Annotated in this window: 18 protein-coding genes; 7 read left to right on the top strand and 11 right to left on the bottom strand. The window is 70.8% G+C overall.

Annotated elements, in window-relative coordinates; translation table 11 throughout:
• Positions 1-40 precede the first annotated feature (40 nt).
• From JJQ90_RS10010 to JJQ90_RS09990, 5 genes are all read right to left on the bottom strand, one after another.
• Positions 41-763 carry a capsid assembly protein gene (locus JJQ90_RS10010; protein ID WP_216874855.1) on the bottom strand — a complete coding sequence of 241 codons (723 nt, stop codon included), beginning with the start codon at positions 761-763 and terminating at the stop codon, positions 41-43.
• 8 nt (positions 764-771) lie between these two features.
• Positions 772-2199 carry a portal protein gene (locus tag JJQ90_RS10005; RefSeq protein ID WP_216874853.1) on the bottom strand — a complete coding sequence of 476 codons (1428 nt, stop codon included), beginning with the start codon at positions 2197-2199 and terminating at the stop codon, positions 772-774.
• A 4-nt stretch (positions 2200-2203) separates the two neighbouring features.
• A complete protein-coding gene (locus tag JJQ90_RS10000; RefSeq protein ID WP_216874851.1) occupies positions 2204-2449 on the bottom strand; it encodes a hypothetical protein in 246 nt (81 codons plus the stop codon).
• A 183-nt stretch (positions 2450-2632) separates the two neighbouring features.
• The gene (locus JJQ90_RS09995) at positions 2633-3067 is read right to left on the bottom strand and encodes a hypothetical protein (RefSeq protein WP_216874849.1); all 435 of its coding nucleotides are present in this window, start codon (positions 3065-3067) and stop codon (positions 2633-2635) included.
• Positions 3064-3489 carry a hypothetical protein gene (locus JJQ90_RS09990; protein ID WP_216874847.1) on the bottom strand — a complete coding sequence of 142 codons (426 nt, stop codon included), beginning with the start codon at positions 3487-3489 and terminating at the stop codon, positions 3064-3066. The genes JJQ90_RS09995 and JJQ90_RS09990 overlap by 4 nt, the downstream gene beginning before the upstream one ends.
• A gap of 196 nt (positions 3490-3685) precedes the next feature.
• Here JJQ90_RS09990 and JJQ90_RS09985 point away from each other — a divergent pair, with 196 nt between their 5' ends.
• Positions 3686-4336: a S24 family peptidase gene (locus tag JJQ90_RS09985; protein WP_216874845.1), complete on the top strand. Its 651-nt coding sequence runs from the start codon at positions 3686-3688 to the stop codon at positions 4334-4336.
• Positions 4337-4396: 60 nt separating this feature from the next.
• On the opposite strand, the gene JJQ90_RS09980 is transcribed toward JJQ90_RS09985, so the two are convergent.
• The 3 genes from JJQ90_RS09980 to JJQ90_RS09970 are packed head-to-tail and all read right to left on the bottom strand — an operon-like array spanning position 4397 to position 8359.
• Positions 4397-4789, bottom strand: a complete 393-nt coding sequence (locus JJQ90_RS09980; RefSeq protein ID WP_216874842.1) for a VOC family protein — start codon at positions 4787-4789, stop codon at positions 4397-4399.
• Between the two features lie 16 nt (positions 4790-4805).
• Complete coding sequence (locus JJQ90_RS09975; protein ID WP_216874840.1) at positions 4806-6743, bottom strand: lysylphosphatidylglycerol synthase domain-containing protein; 1938 nt, start codon at positions 6741-6743, stop codon at positions 4806-4808.
• The gene (locus tag JJQ90_RS09970; protein ID WP_216874838.1) at positions 6740-8359 is read right to left on the bottom strand and encodes a lysine--tRNA ligase; all 1620 of its coding nucleotides are present in this window, start codon (positions 8357-8359) and stop codon (positions 6740-6742) included. Before JJQ90_RS09970 ends, JJQ90_RS09975 begins: the two co-directional genes overlap by 4 nt.
• A gap of 296 nt (positions 8360-8655) precedes the next feature.
• On the opposite strand from JJQ90_RS09970, the gene JJQ90_RS09965 reads away from it, so the two are divergent.
• The 5 genes from JJQ90_RS09965 (at position 8656) to JJQ90_RS09945 (ending at position 16063) form a co-directional block, all read left to right on the top strand.
• A complete protein-coding gene (locus tag JJQ90_RS09965; RefSeq protein ID WP_216874836.1) occupies positions 8656-9321 on the top strand; it encodes a carbonic anhydrase in 666 nt (221 codons plus the stop codon).
• Positions 9322-9383: 62 nt separating this feature from the next.
• Positions 9384-10394, top strand: coding sequence for an aspartate-semialdehyde dehydrogenase (locus JJQ90_RS09960; protein WP_216874834.1), 1011 nt, complete (start codon positions 9384-9386; stop codon positions 10392-10394).
• A gap of 294 nt (positions 10395-10688) precedes the next feature.
• Entirely contained in the window at positions 10689-13505 is a 2817-nt protein-coding gene (locus tag JJQ90_RS09955; protein WP_216874832.1) for an ATP-dependent DNA helicase, read from the top strand.
• Between the two features lie 3 nt (positions 13506-13508).
• Complete coding sequence (locus tag JJQ90_RS09950; protein ID WP_216874830.1) at positions 13509-15560, top strand: prolyl oligopeptidase family serine peptidase; 2052 nt, start codon at positions 13509-13511, stop codon at positions 15558-15560.
• A gap of 62 nt (positions 15561-15622) precedes the next feature.
• Positions 15623-16063, top strand: coding sequence for a tellurite resistance TerB family protein (locus JJQ90_RS09945; RefSeq protein ID WP_216874828.1), 441 nt, complete (start codon positions 15623-15625; stop codon positions 16061-16063).
• Between the two features lie 9 nt (positions 16064-16072).
• Here JJQ90_RS09945 and JJQ90_RS09940 read toward each other — a convergent pair whose 3' ends face one another.
• Together JJQ90_RS09940 and JJQ90_RS09935 are read right to left on the bottom strand one after the other, a co-directional pair.
• Positions 16073-17254: an amidohydrolase family protein gene (locus tag JJQ90_RS09940; protein WP_216874826.1), complete on the bottom strand. Its 1182-nt coding sequence runs from the start codon at positions 17252-17254 to the stop codon at positions 16073-16075.
• On the bottom strand, positions 17251-18207 hold the full coding sequence (locus tag JJQ90_RS09935) for a threonine dehydratase (RefSeq protein ID WP_216874824.1): 957 nt from the start codon (positions 18205-18207) through the stop codon (positions 17251-17253). The genes JJQ90_RS09940 and JJQ90_RS09935 overlap by 4 nt, the downstream gene beginning before the upstream one ends.
• A gap of 74 nt (positions 18208-18281) precedes the next feature.
• On the opposite strand from JJQ90_RS09935, the gene JJQ90_RS09930 reads away from it, so the two are divergent.
• Positions 18282-18806 (top strand): hypothetical protein, encoded by a 525-nt coding sequence (locus tag JJQ90_RS09930; protein ID WP_216874822.1) that lies wholly within the window; start codon positions 18282-18284, stop codon positions 18804-18806.
• Between the two features lie 70 nt (positions 18807-18876).
• On the opposite strand, the gene JJQ90_RS09925 is transcribed toward JJQ90_RS09930, so the two are convergent.
• Positions 18877-19080 carry a cold-shock protein gene (locus JJQ90_RS09925; protein WP_216874820.1) on the bottom strand — a complete coding sequence of 68 codons (204 nt, stop codon included), beginning with the start codon at positions 19078-19080 and terminating at the stop codon, positions 18877-18879.
• Positions 19081-19336: the final 256 nt, after the last annotated feature.

Below are 19336 nucleotides of genomic sequence, written 5' to 3'. Positions count from 1 at the left end.
CAGGCGGGTTGGTTGCGGGCGAAATCGGAGGGAGGCGACGCTAGGCGCGGACCAGCCGGCGAAAGCCTTCCGTCACGCGCTGGACGAAATCAGGCTCCCGCGTCCGCCAGTAGCGCGGGTCGCGCATCATCTTCCGCAGCTCCGCCTCATCGGGTCCGGCCTCGGCCTGGGCATCGCGGGACAGGCTGGGCTCCTTGCCCTCCATCATCCGGTGCAGGGCGACGACGCCATCGGCGGTGGAGGACAGGGCGGTGAACACCGCCTCCGGCAGATGCGCGCGGCCCCAGGCGGAAAGCTGAACAGCGATGCGGCGGAAGCGGTCCTCGCCGCCGAAATGCGCACGCAGCTTTTCCACCTGCCGCCCGGCCTCGAATTCCGCCGCCGCCTCGGCGATCAGCGGCAACAGGCGCTCGGCGGCCAGGTCATAGACAAGCTGCACCTGGCGCGCATTGAAGCCGGCCTCGTGCAGCCGCTGGTTCACCGCATTGTCCGGGGTCAGCAGCTCGTTCGGCGGCGTCACCTCATAGCCATCGGGGCTGTCCGGAATGCCGAGGGCACGGCGCCAGCGCAGCCGGTCCTCCTCCGGCGCGTCCTCGGCAGGCGGCGCGAAGCGCTGGGACAGGCGGCGTTCCAGCTCGATGTAGGATTTCAGCAGGGCATCGACGCGCAGCGCGCCCTTCGCCTCGTCCCAGAATTTTTCGGGCACCTCGGCGGGCCGCGTGCTGGCGGTCTCGGTCGCGGCGTCGAGAAGATTGTCGGACATGCCGGGGCTCACTCCTGGATGGGGTTGATGGTCGCGGCCGGGCGGATGATCTCCGCCGGCGCGCCGAGGGTGCGGGCCAGCCAGCGAGCGGCGGCCGGCGCGTCGAGCACCGCCTGCGCCTCCGCCCCCAGCCCGGCGGCGGCCTGCAGGAACAGCAGCGTGTCGGCGGCATCGGCCCGCGCCTGCACCCGGGCGAGCGGGGAGGCGTAGACCAGCCGCGCCTCCTGCCCGTCCAGCAGCAACGGCGGCACCTCCCCCCGCCGCCGCAGCAGCGACAGGCAGCGCGCCACCAGCGGGCCGAGCAGTTCCGCCTGCAACCGGCCATAGATGGCGCCGAGCAGGCGGACCGAGATGGCGCTGCGTTCCGTCACCTCGGTCGCCGTCATCCCCGCCTTGTCGGAGGCGGCGATGCGATCGGCGAGCAGGGCGCCCCGTATGCGCGCCCGCAGATCCTGCAGGATGATCTGCGAGACATCGAAATTGCCCGGCGCGGCCAGCGGCGTCAGCCCCGCCGAGCCCTGCGCCTTCGGGATGATGGCGCCGGGCACCAGCCGCACCGTGGCGGGGTTCAGCACGCCGTCATCCTCCGCCTGCCAGATGCCGGTGGCGGCGATGGAGGCGTTCTTCAGGATCAGCTCCACCACCTTGTTGGCGGTGCGGATATCCGGCAGGGCCTTGGCGACGGGCCCACGGCCATAGGTCTCGCCCGGCCCCTTCAGCCAGCGGAAGGCGATGAACGGATTTTCGCGGAACTGCCCCTCGGCGAGGAGTTCCGGCGCGCCCTCCCCGCCATCCAGCACCACGGCGTAGCGATGGCCGGCAAGGGCGTCCGGCCAGACGGCTTCCACCAGGCGAAGCGGCGCGGCCTCCTCCCCCTGGGGCTTCGGCAGGGCGATCCGCGCCGCCGGCCAGCGGGCCAGGATTTCGGCCGGCGTCAGCCGCAGCGCGCGGAACACGGTCTCCAGCCGGCCGGAAGGTCCTTCCTCCAGCACCGTCTCGCGCAGCGGCACCGCGGTGAAGCGCAGGGCGGAGACCTCGCCCGGTGGCGCTTCCTCCACCAGCAGCACGGCGGTGCCGGTGACCACCAGTTCGAGAAAGGCCTGGTGCAACTCCAGCCCGAAATTGGAGCGGTCGAGATGGCCCTGCAGCGTCGCCGCCGCCATCTCCATCCGCTGCGCCACGGCCTGGGCTTCGGGGCCGGTCTCCAAGTGGCGGGCCGGGGCCAGGTTGAACCAGCGCGACCAGGGCGGCGCCAACTCGGCGAGCAGCGAGGCGGCGAGCTGTTCCGCCGCATCCGCCGCCGTCGCATCGAACAGCGGCGCGGCCTGGGCGCCCGGCAAAGCGTGGTCGTAGCAATCCTGCCAGCCGCCCTCCAGCGGCCGGCGGCGCTGCGCGGCGCGGGCATGGCGGGCGAGGATCTGTTCGGGGGTCAACATCGCCTCACTCCCCCAGCAGGTTCTTGCGCGCGGCGAAGGCCGGCGCCGGGTCCAGAACCCCGCGGGCGGAGGTGGCGATGGTGCCGGCCAGGCCCCGCCGGGCGCGTTCCAGCGCCCGCTGGCGGGCCTGCTGCGCGGCATCCTCCGCGCTGGCCTCGGTGGCGGCGGTCTTTGCCGCGGCCGACTGGGTGGCGAGGTTGGTGTCCTCGGCGGAGACGACCGGCTGCGGCGCCTTGAACAGGCCACCCATGCGCGCTTCCTTCAGCTCGGGGGTTGAGCCTCACCCATGCGCCCAAAAAAGAACCCGCCCGGCGGGGGGCCGGGCGGGTCGAAGTCTGGGGAACCGGGAGAGGAGGATACCGAGGGGCGCATCTCGCCCCGTGGCACGGGTCTGATAGACCCGTGATGCGATCGGCGTCAATATTTATTCCTATTATCCATGATTATTTTCCTGTTCCCGGCCGCCAAGCGCCTGAAACAGTTGGAACGGCGTCCAGGCCGGGGGCGCCTTCGGACCCAGCAAGGCCTGGCACAGCCCGACGCAGCTCAGCGGCCGCGGCAGGGGCCATGCGTGCGGCATGGGCGCCTCCGGCAGGAAGGGACCGAGCACCCGCAGCCCGGCGCGGCGGTAGAAGCCGGGCAGGTCGAAACCAGCATCGACCGGCAGCCGGGCCACCATCAGCCGCCCGGTCAGCGGCTCGATCACCGTCCAGCCCGCCTCATCCGACAGCGCAGCGAAGCAGTGGCGGAAGCCGGGGCGCAACAACCGCATCCAGGGCTGGTCCGCCACCCCGCCAAAGGCGATCCAGACCTGCTGGCCCGCCGCCTGCGCCACGCGCCGATGCGCCGCCTTGCTGGCCGGGGTCACGACCGGCGCCCGGGGAATGCGATCACCTCGGCCTCCGCCATGCCGCGGGTGGGGCCGGCGACGATGCCCTTGGCGCGCAGCGGGAAATCCAGCCGCGCCATCGCCTCCCGCCACAGCCGCAGCTCGCCGGCCTCCTGCGGGATGCGCGGGCTGGGCGCCTCGTGGCGCTCGCCCCAGATGCGCAGGATCCGGGCATGGGCCAGGTCGATGCGACGCTGGCGGTACAGCCGGTCGAGGCATTTCACCACGTCATCCGGCTCGCAGGGCCGCACCACCAGGCCGCGGCCGGCGCCGATGCGCGCGCCATCGCGCCGGGCGGTCAGGGCTGCCATGGTCCAGAACCAGGCATCCTCGGCACTGGCGAAGGGTTGCGCGCGATCCAGGCTGGCCAGGATGGGCGTGTGACGGGGGGCGATGGACATGGATCGGGGGTCCTCCGAGGGGCGCGTTCCCGAACAAAACAGGAACACTTGCTGCGTATCCCGATCCATCGGAGGTTGCAAGGATATAGTTCCTATTGCTTTCCGACTCGAAACCTAGGATGTGCAACCCAGGGCGCGCCTCCCCCGAAGCGCGTCGCGGTCCGATTCGGGCCAAATCCCTTGAGGAACCTTGGCCATGCGGCACGAGGACATCTGGCGGGCGATCGACGCACTCGCCGCCGAGCACGGCCTATCGGCCTCCGGCCTCGCCCGGCGCGCGGGGCTGGACGCCACCGCCTTCAACCCGTCGAAGCGCACCGGCGCCGATGGCCGCGCCCGCTGGCCCTCCACCGAAAGCGTCGCCAAGGTGCTGGGCGCCACCGGAACGGGTTTCGAGGCCTTCGCCTCCCTCGTCACCGGCGCGCCGGCGCTGTCCCGCGGCAGCAGCCGCACCGCCATTGCCCGCCGCATCCCGCTGATCGGCCTGGCCCAGGCGGGCAGCGATGGCTTCTTCGACGATGGCGGCTACCCGGTCGGCGGCGGCTGGGACGAGATATCCGTCCCCGACGTGCCGGACCCCAATGCCTATGCGCTGGAAATCAGCGGGGAGAGCATGGAGCCGGTGTTCCGCGACGGCGACGTGGTCATCGTCTCCCCCGGCGCGCCGGTGCGGCGTGGCGACCGGGTGGTGGTCCGCACCCGGCAGGGGGAGGTGATGGCCAAGCAGTTGCTGCGCCAGTCGGCCCGGCGGGTGGAACTGGCGAGCCTGAACCCCGAACATCCGAACTACAGTTTCGACCTCGCCGAGTTGGCCTGGATGCATCGGATCGTCTGGGCGTCGCAGTAGTATTTTTGCATGCCCTCAGGCGCCGGGCACCGCCTCCGGCGGCCTGACGCCGCGCGAGCCTCAATATTCCGCGTAGATCTCGATGATGTTGTCCTCCGGGTCGCGGAAGAACAGGGTGCGGTGGCGCCAGGATGGCAGGTCCGTCGGACCCCGCAGAATGGGCACGCCCTTGGCGACAAGCTCGGCGCGGCAGGTCTCGATCGCGGGGGGCGCCACGCGGAAGGCCAGTTGCACCGAAGCCGACCCCTCCACCGCTACACCATCGTCACAGACGCTCCAGGTCCCGCGCGGTCGCAGCGACAGCAGCGTGGCGCCGATGCGGAAGCTGACCCAGTTGGGGCGGTCCTCCTCGATCGGAAAGCCCATCACGTCCCGGTAGAAGGCCCGCGTCGCCTCCATCCGGCGGCACAGCAGCACGCTGTGGTCCAGGTTGCGGATGCCGCCGAGACTCATATCTCACCCTCCACGGCTATCGCGGCGGCAGCAGTGGCGCCAGCAGTTCCAGATCCTTCTCCGCCCGGCAGACCAGGAAGCGCGGCCCATCCCCCGGCCCCAGCGCGCCCACCGGGAAGGCGGTCAGGCCGATATCGCCATAGACCCGCAGCAGCCCGGGTCCGACGCGCCAGAAGGCCGCATCCACCCCCGCACGCTCGCACATGTCCCGGAAGCGCCAGATGGCGGAGACGCGGTCCCGCTCCTCCCCCGCCGGATCGCCCAGGCCGAGCCAGAGGCCGTTGCGCCGGACGAAGGCGAAGCCGGCGCGCCCGCTTTCCCCGAACACCGCGCCATCGGCCAGTTCCGGTGCCTCCGCCCCCAAAGCGCGCAGTCGTGCCCGGGTCTCCAGGCTCCAAGCCTCCGGCACCAGCCGGGCCGGGCGCAGCAGCCGCACCACGGCGACCAGCAGCAGCACCGCCGCCAGGCCTACCGAGAAGCGCAGGCTGTCCGGCGCGAGGGGGGAGGCCACGACCTCCCACCAGCTTTCCGTCGCCACCTTGCCGCCATAGCTGACCAGCGCCAGCATCAGCGCGCAAAGCCCCACCACCACCAGCGGCAGCAGCGAGGCGCCGGCCAGCGGTTCCCGCATCAGCCGGGCGCTGCGGTAGAAGGCGCTGCGCATCGCCGCCAGCAGCCCGGCCACCAGCAGGAAGGCGCCCCAGATCCACCAGCCATCCGCCCGCAGCCAGCAGATCAGCGCACCGACGATCAGCAGGACGATGCCCGCCCCCCAGGCCAACGTCAGCCGCCGCAGCAGCCCATAGCCCATCACCAGCAGCAGTGATCCGATCAGGGAGGCCGCGAAATGCGAGGCGACGGCGGCCTCATACCCCGCCCATTCCGCCACCGCCGTGCCGCCCGCCGGCAGCGCGCCGACGAATATCAGCAGCGCGCCGCCCAGGCCGACCAGGCCCGCGATCGCCGGCACTTCCAGCGCATCCGCCACGCGCTGTTCCGCGGCGAAGCGCACCAGCACATGCCGCCGCTGCGCGATCTCGAAGCCCGCGAACAGGATGCCGGCCAGGAACAGCGGCACGATGTAGTAGTACAGGCGGAACAGCAGCAGCGCGCCGACCACCTGCGCAGGCGTCAGCCAGGGCGCCAGCCCGATCAGGATGGCGCCGTCGAACACGCCGATGCCGCCCGGCAGGCTTGCGGCGATGCCGGCGGTATAGGCGGCGACATAGATGCCCAGGAAGCGCAGGAAGGTCAGCCCCTCCGCCTCCGGCAGCAGCACGTAGAAGATCATCGCCGTCACCGCGACATCGACGCTGGCCAGGGTGGTCTGCGCCACCGCCATGCGGAAGCCGGGCAGGTCGATGCGGTGCTTGAAGATCGTCACATGGCTGCGGATGCGCGACAGCGTGACATAGGCGATCACCAGCCCCCACATCGCCAGGCCGATGAGGTTCATGGCCCAATGCGGCACATGCTCGCCGAGGCCGGGCACCACCTCCGGCTCCACCAGCAGCACGAGGCCCCCCAGGGCGAAGCCGCCCAGGCCGAAGGTCAGGCTGGTGAAGGCCACCACCTTGGCGATGGCCAGCGGCGGCAGCCCCCAGGCGGCATAGAAGCGGTAGCGCACCGCGGCGCCGGACACCGCCGCGAAGCCCAGATTATGCGCCAGCGTATAGGCGCAGAAGCTGGCCAGGGAGGTGCGGGCATAGCTGACCGGATAGCCGGCATAGACGCTGCCGAGCCGGTCATAGATGGTCAGCACGGCATAGGCGAGCAGGGTCCAGCCGGCGGCGATCCATAGCGTCAGCGGCGGGATGGCGGCCAGCGAATTGCGGATATCCGCCATCGACAGGCTGCGGAATTCCTTCTGCACCACCCAGATGGCGGCGATCAGCAGCAGCACGCCGAAGCCTGCCACGCCGTGGCGGCGCAGCAGCCCGCCAAGCTTCTTCATGCGGCCGCGTCGCCGACGGCAGGCCGGGCCAGGGCCGTCTCGATCAGCCCGATGGTGCCGGCGATGCCGTACAGCGCGACGAAGCCGCCGAAGCGCGGCCCCTCCGGCTGGCCGAGCAGCACCTGGTACAGCGCGTTGAACCAGGCCCGCGACACGCCTTGGCGGCCATCCTTGGTCATCTCGATGAAAGGCTCCCGCCGCCCGGCATCATAGACGACATCCTGGATGGCGCGGGCCTGCTCATCCGGCGGCAGCAGGTCGAGTTCCGGCAGCCTCTCCCGCAGCATCGCGGCCAGGGCCTCGAAGGCCGGGCGCTCGGCCTCGGTCGCCGGGCGGTGCTGCTTGTTGGGCGCGACGCGGTCCCGGTAGTAGGCGACCGCGTGTTCCACCAGGCGTGCCAGCAGCGGATGCGTCTCGCCGCTCGCCTCGGGGGCGTAGCGGCGCAGAAAGCCCCAGAGCATCTCCGGCGCATCGGCATTGATGACGCTGGCGAGGTTCATCAGCATGGTGAAGGACACCGGCGTGCCCGGGTCGTTCGTCGGCCCGCCATGGATGTGCCAGGCCGGATTGTCCGGCCCCGGCGCCGTGCGCAACCGGTCCAGGTTCTGCACGTATTCGTCGACGGCGCGCGGGATCACGTCGAAATGCAACCGCTTGGCGCGGCCCGGCTGGTTGTACATGAACTGGGACAGGGATTCGGGCGGCGCGTAGTGCAGCCATTCGTCGATGGTCAGCCCATTGCCCTTCGACTTGCTGATCTTGCCGCCGGCCTCGTCCAGGAACAGCTCATAGGTGAAGCCGATCGGCGGCTGGCCGCCCAGCACCTTGCAGATGGCGCCGGAGAGCTTGACGCTGTCGATCAGGTCCTTGCCGGACATCTCGTAATCCACGCCCAGCGCGAACCAGCGCAGCGCCCAGTCGGCCTTCCACTGCGCCTTGCAATGGCCCCCGGTGATGCGCGTGCCGTGGCGTTCGCCGGTCTCGGGATCGACCCAGACCAGCAGGTCCTCGGCCGGCCGCACCTCCTCCATCGGCACCTGCATCACCACGCCGGTTTTCGGATGGATCGGCAGGAAGGGGGAGTAGGTGGCGCGGCGTTCCGGGCCGAGCGTCGGCAGGATCACCGCCCGCACCTCCTCATGCCGTTCCGCCATGCGCAGCAGCGCCGCGTCAAAGCGCCCCGATCGGTAGTAGTCGGAGGACGACGCGAATTCGTATTCGAACCCGAACCGGTCGAGAAAGGCGCGCAGCCGGGCGTTGTTGTGATGCCCGAAGCTTTCATGCGTGCCGAAGGGGTCCGGCACCGCCGTGACCGGTCGGCCGAGATAAGCGGACAACATTTCCCGGTTCGGGACATTGTCCGGCACCTTGCGCAGCCCGTCCATGTCGTCGCTGAAGGCGATCAGCTTGGTGGGCATCCCGGTCAGCTTCTCGAAGGCGCGGCGCACCCAGGTGGTGCGCGCCACCTCACCGAAGGTGCCGATATGCGGCAGGCCGGAGGGGCCGTAGCCGGTCTCGAACAGCGCCGCCGTTTTGCCGCTGGCCTTGACCCGATCGGCGACCTTGCGCGCCTCCTCGAAGGGCCAGGCCTTGGCAGCGGTGAAATCGGCGGTCATGGCGACGGGGCACCTCATTGCTGGAACCGGAGCGGGTTATAGGTGGGGTGCGCGATCCAGGCGAGGGCATCCGCCGCCGCGAGGCCGTTCACCGCTTGGCAGATATTTGAGCCCTATCTTTCGCCACACCCGGTTTCGGACGATGCTGGAACCATTCCAGTGCCGCTCCATGCCCCGCCCCGCTGATCCTGCAACCCCGTGATCCGCAACCCGAGGACAACGCCATGCCGGCCTGCACCTGCTGCCCCCCCCATCTTGGCCGTCATGTCGGAAAAGGCTTTGGCCGCCGCACCCTCATGGCCAGCCTCGCCGGCATCGGACTGGCCAGTCTGGTCGGTCCGGCGCGGGCCGCCAGCGGCCTGCCGCCGACCACGCTCACCCCGGACCAGGCGCTGGAACGGCTGATGGAAGGCAATCGCCGCTTCCTCGCCGGCAGCGCGCCGAGCGGTCCGAGCAACCTCGAGCGCCGCATCCAGCTCGCCACCGGGCAGGCCCCCTTCGCCGCCGTGCTGGGCTGCGCCGACAGCCGCGCGGCCCCGGAAGTGCTGTTCCAGGCCGGGCTGGGGGAGATCTTCGTCGCCCGCAATGCCGGCAACCTCGCCGATACCGGCGCCATCGGCAGCCTGGAATATGCGGTGGGCAATCTCGGCGTGCCGCTCATCATGGTTCTGGGCCACGAGCATTGCGGCGCCGCCGGCGCGGCGCTGGCCATGGCCCAGCAGAACCTCGCTTTGCCCGCCCATCTGCGCGACATGCTGCTGCCGATCCTGCCCGCCGCGCTGACCGCGCTGCGCGCGGGGGGCGACACGCTGGACGGCACGGTGCGGGCCAATGTGACGCTCAATGTCGGGCGACTTCAGACCGAAAGCTCCGTCCTGGCCGCCGCGGTCCAGGCCGGGCGGCTGAAGGTGGTCGGCGCCCATTATGACCTGGACACGCAGCAGGTCTCCGCCATCTCCTGATTGGCCCGGCCCGCGCTTTGCGCTATGCGGGCCGACCATTCTTGCAACAGGAGCAACGTGCGATGCGTGTGGGTGTGATCGGCGCCACCGGAGCGGTGGGGCGGGAGCTGGTGGAGGTCCTCGGGCGGCGTCGCTTCCCGGTGACGAAACTCCGCCTCTTCGCCTCGGGTCGCAGTGCCGGCACGATTATGCCCACGCCCTTCGGCGACACGGTGATCGAGGAATTCAGCCAGGAGGCCGCGCGCGACCTGGACCTGGCCTTGCTCGCCGTCTCCGGCGATTTCGCGAAGAAGCACGCGCCGGGCCTGGTCGCGGCCGGCGTCACCGTGGTGGACAATTCCTCCGCCTTCCGGCTGGAGGACGGCATCCCGCTGGTGGTGCCGGAGGTGAATGCGGCGGCCATCGGCGATGCGAAGCTGATCGCCAACCCGAACTGCACCACCGCCATCCTGGTGGTGGCGCTGGCCCCGCTGCACGCCGCCTTCGGCATCAAGCGCGTCATCGTCTCCACCTACCAGGCCGCCTCCGGCGCCGGAGCGGAGGCAATGGAGGAACTGCTCCGCGAATCCCGCCGCGTGCTGGTGGACGGCGCCGAGGCAGGACACGATGTTTTCGTCCACCCGCTGGCCTTCAACGTCATCCCGCACATCGACAGTTTTCAACCGAATGGTTACACGCGGGAAGAAATGAAAGTGACCTGGGAGACCCGGAAGATCACGGGCCTGCCGGACCTGCTGGTCTCCTGCACCGCCGTCCGCGTGCCGACTTTGCGCGTCCACGCCGAATCCGTCACGATCGAGACCGAGCGCCCCGTCACCGCCGAGGCCGCGCGTGCGGTGCTCCGGGCCGCCGCCGGCATCCGCGTGGTCGACGACGTCGCCAACAACGTCTACCCGATGCCAATCACCGCGACCGGCCAGGACGATGTGGAGGCCGGCCGCATCCGCGCCAATCCGGTGTTCGGCGATCACGGCCTCGATTTCTTCCTCTGCGGCGACCAGCTTCTGAAGGGCGCGGCGCTGAACGCCGTGCAGATCGCGGAGCGTGTGCCGGCGCTGCGCGTGCCGGCCTGAGGCCGGTCTTTCGGCTGACCTGATCCGCCTCTCGGAAACCCAGCGACTCCCTCTCCCCCTGACGGGGGGAGAGGGATGGGGTGAGGGGGGTCTTCCGAGTAGGGCTCTGACGACGCCGAAGGGTGCCTCGCCTTTTCTGTGATTGGCGGACCAACCGGCAAAGCCCCCCTCACCCAACCCTCTCCCCCTGTCAGGGGGAGAGGGCTTTCCCCCGCGCGTCGCCATAATGGGAATTCGCATGCCGCCGCGCTTTTCCCTCTTTGTTCCATCCCGCCCTGCCGCCACATTGGCAGCATGACGACGCCTCGCCCGGCCGCCGCGGCATTCGCGCAACCCCGCCTGCTGCTGCCGGACAGCCCCGCGCTGGTCGCCGGCTTCGGCCGTGGCACGCTGCTCACCCCGGATGGCGAACTCTTCTCCGGCCCCGCCATCGAGATCGGCCGCCGGCTGCGCGACATGCCGCCGCCGATGGTGGTGCATGCCCCCGCCGCCGCCCGCCGCCTTGGCCTGAATCCCTTCCCCGCCTGCGACCTGCTCGAGCTTTTCGCCTTCTGCCAGCCGGCCCGCCCCGCCGCGCCCACCCCGCGCGGCCTGGCCCTCGCGCTCGACCGCGAACCGCCGGAGGAGGAGGAGGCGCTGGCCGCCCTGCTGCCGGAACTCGCCACCGACCTGCTGCGCCACCTGGCCGCCGGCCGCCACAGCCCGATGAACCGGGACGCCGCCGCCCTGGCCGCCAAGCTGCGGCAGGAAACCGGCTGGCCCTGGGCGGATTCGGTGCTTGCCGCGCTCGGCCAGGCCCAGGCGCGGCCCTCCCCCGACCCGCTGAAGGTCTGGCGCCGCCTGCCGGATTGGGAGGAAGCGGCCCCGCCCCCGCCCCCCAGCCAGCACCCCGTCTCCGCCACCGAGGCCCGCCAGCGCCTCGCCGAAATCCTCGGCGAAGGCTCCGAACAGCGGCCGCAACAGGCCGACTACGCCTCCGCCGCCGCCAGCGCCTTCCAGGCGCGGGACGTGCCGGGCGCGCCGCATCTGGTGCTGGCGGAAGCGGGCACCGGCACGGGCAAGACCCTGGGCTATGTGGCGCCGGCCAGCCTCTGGGCGGAACGCAACGGCGCGCCGGTCTGGATCTCCACCTTCACCCGCAACCTGCAACGCCAGATCGACCAGGAAACCGCCCGCCTCTACCCCGACCCGACCGAGCGCCGCCGCCGCATCGTCGTGCGCAAGGGGCGGGAGAACTACCTCTGCCTGCTGAACATGGAGGAGGCGGTGGGCGCCGCCGGCATGGCCGGGCAATGGCTGCCGCTCGGCCTGATCTCCCGCTGGGCCCTGGCGACCCGCGACGGCGACCTGCAAGGCGGCGATTTTCCGGGATGGCTGTCGGAGCTGTTCGGCCCGCACAATGTCTGGCCCCTGGCCGACCGGCGCGGCGAGTGCATCCACTCCGCCTGCGGCCATTACAAGCAGTGCTTCGTCGAACATTCGATCCGCCGCGCCAAGGGCGCGACGCTCGTGGTGGCCAACCACGCGCTGGTGATGGTGCAGGCGGCCCTCGGCGGTGGCGAGGATGGCCGGCCGCAGCGCCTGGTCTTCGATGAGGGCCACCATCTGTTCGATGCCGCCGACGCGGCCTTCTCCGCCGACCTGTCGGGCGGGGAGGCAGCGGAGCTGCGTCGCTGGCTGCTGGGCGCCGAGGGCGGCCGTTCCCGCGCCCGTGGCCTGTCCCGCCGGCTGGAAGAGCTGATCGGCGACCGCCCCGACCTGCTGCTGCCCTTGGAAGAAGCCTTGCAGGCCGCCCGCGCCTTGCCCGGCCCCGGCTGGCCCAACCGGCTGGCGGAGGAGGAAGCGGACAGCGCCCGCGGCGCCACCGAGGTCTTTCTGCAATCCATCCGCCGCCAGGTCCTGGCCCGCGCGCGGGACGAGGAAGCGGGCTACGGCATCGAATGCGACCTGCATCCGCTGGCCGAGCCGGTGGCCGCGGCCGCCGCCGACCTCGCCGACAGCCTGACCCGCCTGCGCACCCCCCTGCAGACCCTGCATGACCGCCTGGCCGCGCGGCTGGAGGATGAGGCGGAGGAGCTGGAGCTCGGCGACCGCATCCGCATCGAGGCCGCCTGCCGGGGCCTGGAACGCCGCGCGCTGATGCCGCTGACCGCCTGGGGCGCCATGCTCGGCACCCTCTCCGCCCCGCCTCGCGCGCCCGGCATCCGCCCGGATTATGTGGACTGGTTCGCGCTGGATCGGCGGGAGGGGCGGGAGGTCGATTGCGGCATGCACCGCCACCACCTGGACCCCACCCAGCCCTTCGCCATGGCTGTTGCCGCCCCGGCCCATGGCGTGCTCATCACCTCCGCCACCCTGCGCGACCATGGCAGCCTCTCCGAGGCCGAGGCGGCGGAGGAAGCGCCGGAGGCCGCCTGGCGCGCGGCCGAAGCCCGCACCGGCGCCGCCCACCTGCCCAGCCCGGCGATCCGGGCCGCCGTTGCCTCTCCTTTCGATTACGCCAGCCGCACCCGCGCCATCGTGGTGGAGGATGTGAACAAGGCCGATCCGGGCCAGGTCGCCAGCGCCTATCGCGCCTTGTTCGGCGCCTCCGGCGGGGGCGCGCTCGGGCTGTTCACGGCGGTGCGGCGGCTGCGGGATGTGCAGTCGCGCATCGCCCAGCCGCTCGCGGAGCGTGGCATCCCGCTCTATGCCCAGCATGTCGATGCGATGGACAATGCGACGCTGGTCGACGTGTTCCGGGCCGAGGAAGCCGCCTGCCTGCTCGGCACCGATGCGATGCGGGACGGCGTGGACGTGCCGGGCCGGTCGCTGCGCCTGCTGGTCTTCGACCGGGTGCCATGGCCGCGGCCCTCCATACTGCACCGGGAACGCCGCACCCATCTCTCGGAAGGCCAGCCCAAATCCTATGACGACGCCATCGCCCGCCACCGGCTGCGCCAGGCCTTCGGGCGGCTGATCCGGCGGCATGACGACAAGGGCGTCTTCGTGCTGCTCGACCGTTCCTGCCCGTCCCGCCTTCTGGCAGGGCTGCCGACCGGCGTGGTGGTGCGGCGGATGGGGCTGCGCGATGCGGTGGCCGAAACCCGGGACTTTCTCGCGGAGAGCTGAATCATGGATGTCCGCCCGACCCTCGATGCGCCGGATGACGACCCGTATCTGTGGCTGGAAGAGGTGGAGGGCGACCGCGCCCTCGCCTGGGTCGCCGACCAAAACGCCCGCACCCGCGCCCGCTTCGCGAATGCGGCGTTCGAGGCCGATCGCGACGCGCTGCGCACCGCGCTGGACCGCCCCGGCCGCCTGCCCCATGTCACCCGCCGGGGCCCGCATCTGTTCAACTACTGGCAGGATGCCGCCAATCCGCGCGGCCTCTGGCGCCGCACCACCATGGACAGCTTCCGCAGCGAATCCCCGGACTGGGAGGTGCTGCTGGACCTGGATGCGCTGACGGCGGCGGAGGGCGCGGACTGGGTCTGGAAGGGCGCCACCACCCTGCCCGGCCGCCATGACCGCGCCTTGCTGCGCCTGTCGCGGGGCGGCGGCGATGCCGTGGTGCTGCGGGAATTCGACCTGACGACCCGCAGCTTCCCCGCCGATGGTTTTGCCCTGCCCGAGGCCAAGGGCGGCGCCGCCTGGCTGGACCGGGACACGCTGCTGCTGTCCTCCGCCCTCGGTGGCGCCACCAGCTCCGGCTATTCCCGCACCGTCCGGATCTGGCGGCGCGGCGCGGACCCGCTGGCCGCCCCGGTGATCTTCGAGGTGCCGGAGACCAGCATGGCGGGCTCCGCCGGGGTGGACCGCGAAGGCGGGAAGGAGGTGCTGGTCTTCTTCGAACAGCTCGGCTTCTACGACGCCCGCATCCATCTGGGCGATCGCGACGGGCCGAAGGCGGAAATCCCGCTGCCCACCGACGCGCATTACGCCTGGCAGCGCGGCCATGTCGCGGTGAAGCCGCGCACGTCCTGGACCGTCGGCGGCACCACCCATGCCCCCGACACGCTGCTCGGCCTGTCCTTCGACGCGGTGATGCAGGGCCAGCCGGTGGCGGAGGTGCTGTTCACCCCCGAACCGCGCCGCGCCCTGCAAGGCTTCACCTGGTGCGACGGCACGCTGGTGCTGAGCATCCTGGACAATCTCGAACCGCATTTCGCCCTGCTGACGCCGGGTGCCGAGGGCTGGCAGCGCCAGGAAGTGCCGGGCCTGCCGCGCATCGGCGTGGTCGACCTCTGGGCGCTGGATGCCGAGGCGGAGGAATCGGACGGCACGCTGCTGGTCATGGCGCAGGACCCGGTGACGCCGCCGCGCCTGCTGCTGACCCGCACCACGCCCACCACGCCCGCCTTGCTGAAATCCGCCTCCCCCAGCTTCGACGCGGCCGGGCTGGTCGTAACGCGGCATGAGGCGGTGTCCTCGGACGGCGAACGCATCCCCTATGTCCAGGTCGGCCCCAAGGACGATAGCGGCCGGGCGCCGGTGCATCTCTCGGCCTATGGCGGCTTCCAGGTCTCCCGCCTGCCGAACTACGCCGCGACCTCCGGCCTGCTCTGGCTGCAGAAGGGTGGCACCACGGTGCTCGGCCAGATCCGCGGCGGCGGGGAATTCGGCGTGGCCTGGCACGAGGCCGGCCGGCTGGCCAACAAGGTGAAGAGCCATGACGATTTCGCGGCCATCGCCGCGGATCTGGTGGCGCGCGGCGTGACCGTGCCCGGGCGCATCGCGGCGGAGGGGGGATCGAATGGCGGGCTGCTGATCGCCAATATGCTGACCCGCTACCCGGAGCGTTTCGGCGCACTGTTCTGCACCATCCCGCTGATCGACATGCGCCGCTACACGAAGCTGCTGGCCGGCGCATCCTGGATGGCGGAGTACGGCGACCCGGACAAGGCCGAGGACTGGGCCTTCATCCGCCACTTCTCCGCCTATCACGCTGCCGAGCCCGGCCGCCCCTACCCGCCCATCCTGCTGGCCACCACCCGCCGCGACGACCGGGTGCATCCCGGCCATGCCCGCAAGATGGCGGCCAAACTCCAGGCGCTGGGCTATGATGCCTGGCTGCTGGAACCGGAGGCCGGCGGCCATGGCTATGGCAAGGACAATGCCGAGGTGGCCAGCTTCGCCGCCCTCGGCGCCGCCTTCCTGCGCCGGTCCATTGGCTGGGATGTGTAAAACCCTCCCTTGACCCGCCTCGCCGCAGGCGCGACCAACGGGCCGGAGATCGGAGACCCATCATGCCCAGCCGCGCCACCACCGAGCCCGCCGTTACCAGCTTCACCGCGCAGGAAGCCCTGGTCTGCGCCATGGTGCTGATGTCAATCGCGGACGGGCCGATGTCCGATTCTGAACTCGCCATGATGTCCCGCATGGTCCAGGACCTGCCGGTCTTCGCCGATTTCCACAGCGCGGATATCGAGACGGTGACGAATATCGTGGCCAGCCTGCTCGGCCGCACCGATGGCCTGGACCGCGCCATCACCATGCTCTGCGACACCCTGCCGATGCGGCTGCGGGAGACTGCCTATCTGCTGGCCTGCGAGGTCTGCGCGGCGGATGGCGATGCGACGCAGGAGGAGCTGCGCTTCCTCCAGGACCTGCGCATCGGCCTGGATATCGACCGGCTGATCGCGGGCGCCATCGAGCGCGCCGCCAAGGCGCGCTTCCAGGTCATCTGAGCAGGGGGGTCACCCTGCCAGGCGGAGCACCCCGTCCCGCGCCACCACCCGCCCATGGCTGAGCACCAGCCGGCGCGGCGGGGTGGCGACCACGGCCTCCGCCACCGTCTCGGCCTCCACCAGCACCAGGTCAGCGCGGGCGCCCACCACCAGACCGTAATCGGCGAAGCCGCAGCCCTCCGCCGCCCAGTCTGTGACGGTGGCCAGCGCCAAAGCGATCTCGTCGTCGCGGCGGAATTCGTTCTTCAGCCCGATCAGCATGGCCCGCTGCAACATGTCCGGCATGTTGTAGGGGGTCCAGGTGTCGCGGATGCCGTCATTGCCGCCAAAAATCCGCCCGCCGGCGGCGCGCATGGCCTTCACGGAGGGCACGGCGCGGGATGGCGGGGCGGTGGTCGCCACCGCGATTCCGGCCTCGGCCAGCGCCGCATAGAGCGCAGGAGCGCGGGCGACATCGCCCAGGCAGAAGCCATGGCTTATGACCACCTTCCCCTGCATGCCCAGCGCCAAAGTCCGCTCCACCGTCAGCTCCAGCGCGAAGGCGCCCAGCTCCCCCGGCTCGTGCAGATGGATATCCAGCGGCTTGCCGTGCTTTTCCGAGAGCCCGAAGACCACATCCAGATGGCCCTTCGGGTCGCGATCAATTCCGGAGGGGTCGAGCCCGCCGACGATATCCGCGCCATTGCGCAGCGCCCGGTCCAGCAATTCCAGCGTGCCGGGGCGGACCAGCAGGCCGGATTGCGGAAAGGCGACCACCTGGAGGTCCATGGTGCCGCGCAGATCCTCCCGCAGTGCCACCAGCGCATCGCTATGGGCCGTGCCGATCTCGGTATCCACATCCGCAAAGCTGCGGATGCGGGTGGTGCCGCGGGCCAAAAATTCGCGGGCCAGCCGGGCGGATTGCGTCGCCGGATCGAAGCCGCCGCGGCGCGTGGCGCGTTCCGTGTCGATGCGGTCGATCAGGCGCGGGCCGACCTCATTGGTCCACCAGCCCATGCCCCAGCGCGACTTGTCGAGATGGGTATGGCCCTCGACGAAGGCCGGCAGCGCCAGCAGCCCCTGCCCGTCCAGCACCGTCGCACCCTCCGGCACGGCAAGCCCCGGCCCGATGGCGGCGATCCGCTCGCCCTCGATCAGCAGGTCGACGGTGGCGCCGCCCAGGGGGCGGCAGTTGCGCAGCAGCGTTGTCATGCGGCGAGCACCCAATCCCGGAACAGGTCGAGGTCGATATTGCCACCGCAGAGGATCGTGGCCACCCGCCGGCCGCGCATGCGGTCCTTTTCCTGCAGCAACGCGGCGAGCGGCGCGGCGCCGGCGCCTTCCGCCAGGTTGTGGGTGTCCTGCCAATAGGCGCGGATGGCTGCTGCCACCTCGTCATCCGTCACCGTCACGATGCGCGCCGCGCCCTTGGCGATGATGGCCAGCGCCGCCGGGTCCGGCACCCGCGTCGCCATGCCATCGGCCAGGGTATCGGCGCGCTCCGTCGTCACCACGCGGCCGGCGGCGAAGCTGCGGGCATAGGAATCGGCGCCGGTGCTCTGCACGCCGATGATCTCGGTGCCCAGGCCCAGCAGGTCGCGGGCCATGATGCAGCCGCAGATGCCGGAACCCAGGCCGATCGGCACATAGAGCGCATCCAGCCTTGGCGCCGCCCGGAACAGCTCCAGCGCATAGGTCGCCACGCCGCGCACCAGGTCCGGCGCGAAGGAGGGGGCGAATTCCAACCCCTCGGCCGTCGCGAGCCGCATGGCATGTTCGCGCGCCGCGTCGAAATCCGCGCCATGTTCCACCAGCCGGGCGCCCTGGGCCCGCATGGCGGCGTTCTTCTCCCGGCTGTTGCCCTCGGGCACCACGATGGTGACCGGCACGCCGAGGCGCTGGCCGGCATAGGCCAGCGACTGCCCGTGATTGCCCCGGGTGGCGGAGATGATGCCCGGCGTCTCCGGCCGTTCCCGCTTCAACCGCTCCATGAAGACCAGCCCGCCGCGCACCTTGAAGGCGCCGGTCGGCGTGTGGTTTTCGTGCTTCACCCAGACTTCGGCGCCGGTCCGTGCCGCCAGCAAGGGCCAGGCATATTGAGGGGTCGCGGGGAATTCCGCGTGAACCAGTCTCGCGGCGGCCTCCAGCCCAGGCAGGTCGAACACGCAACATCCTCCTTTTGGAAACATCGGCCCGCCGCCGCGTTCCTCTCGTGAACAGCATAGTGGAGGAGGCCGCCATGGCCATCACCGTCAACAGCAGCCAGTGGACCGGCGAGAGCAGCGAAAGCGCCAAAGGCGTGCCGGTGGTCTGGGGCGAGTTCGCCAGTGACGCGGCGCGCGATGCCGCCATCGCCCACCTCAAGGCCGATGGCGCGAAGCGACAGACACCGACGACCGACACCGACCGCCCGGTGAGCCCGCCGGATGAGAACCCGGAGGAAGCCGACCTTCGCAACCGCCGTCAGCTTGGCGTGGGCATGTCCATGGCGGCAACGGCGATGGGCGCGGCGGGGCTGGTGATCGCCAGCGGTGGCGCCCTTCTGCCGGCCGTGGCCGCCGCGGCGGCAGCCGGTGCGGGCGCTGGCCTGGCCGGAGAGGCCGTGGCCGGCGCGGTGACGGAAGACCAGCAGGAAGGCGCCCGCCTTCCGCCCAGCGATGCCCCGCTGATTGGCCTTCGCGCGCCGGATGAGGCGACCCGCCATGCGGCGGAGGCGGCGTTGCGGGACGCCGGCGCCATCAACATCATCATCGACGAGGATTGATAAGGGCGCCCCACTGAAAAACGGGGCGGCGGAAGGCGGGCGGCATCAGCCGCCCGCCTCAACCCGTTGACTACAGCGGCCGGAGATTGATGGCAGCCGCCTTGCCGCGCTCCATCGCCACTTCGTAGGAGACCTTCTGGCCCTCATTGAGGCCCTGCAGGCCCGCCTTCTGCACGGCGGTGATGTGGACGAACACATCCTTGCCGCCATCCTGCGGAACGATGAAGCCAAAGCCCTTCGTTGCATTGAACCATTTGACGGTGCCAGTCGACATGCGACTTGGTTCCTCCCTGGACTTGCTCGCCCGAGCGCCGATCGCCTGAGCGGGACGCCATGCGGCGGCGGAACCTGGAGGCACCCTGGACAGAGCCGGGGAGGCACGGCGAGGCAAGCCGATACGCAATGACCGGCCGAGGATGCGCAGCCACATTACAAAGAGTCAAAGCTCACGACCAATCGGTCACGGCGATGTCATATTTGTTGCGGTCGCAACAAAAAAAGAGGCGGACCCTAAGGCCCGCCTCCTTCTT

The sequence above is a fragment of the Falsiroseomonas oleicola genome, assembly GCF_019029495.1.
GTDB lineage: Bacteria > Pseudomonadota > Alphaproteobacteria > Acetobacterales > Acetobacteraceae > Falsiroseomonas > Falsiroseomonas oleicola.
The sequence above is the reverse complement of the archived record's forward strand: the minus strand, read 5'-3'. Positions and strand labels throughout refer to the sequence as shown.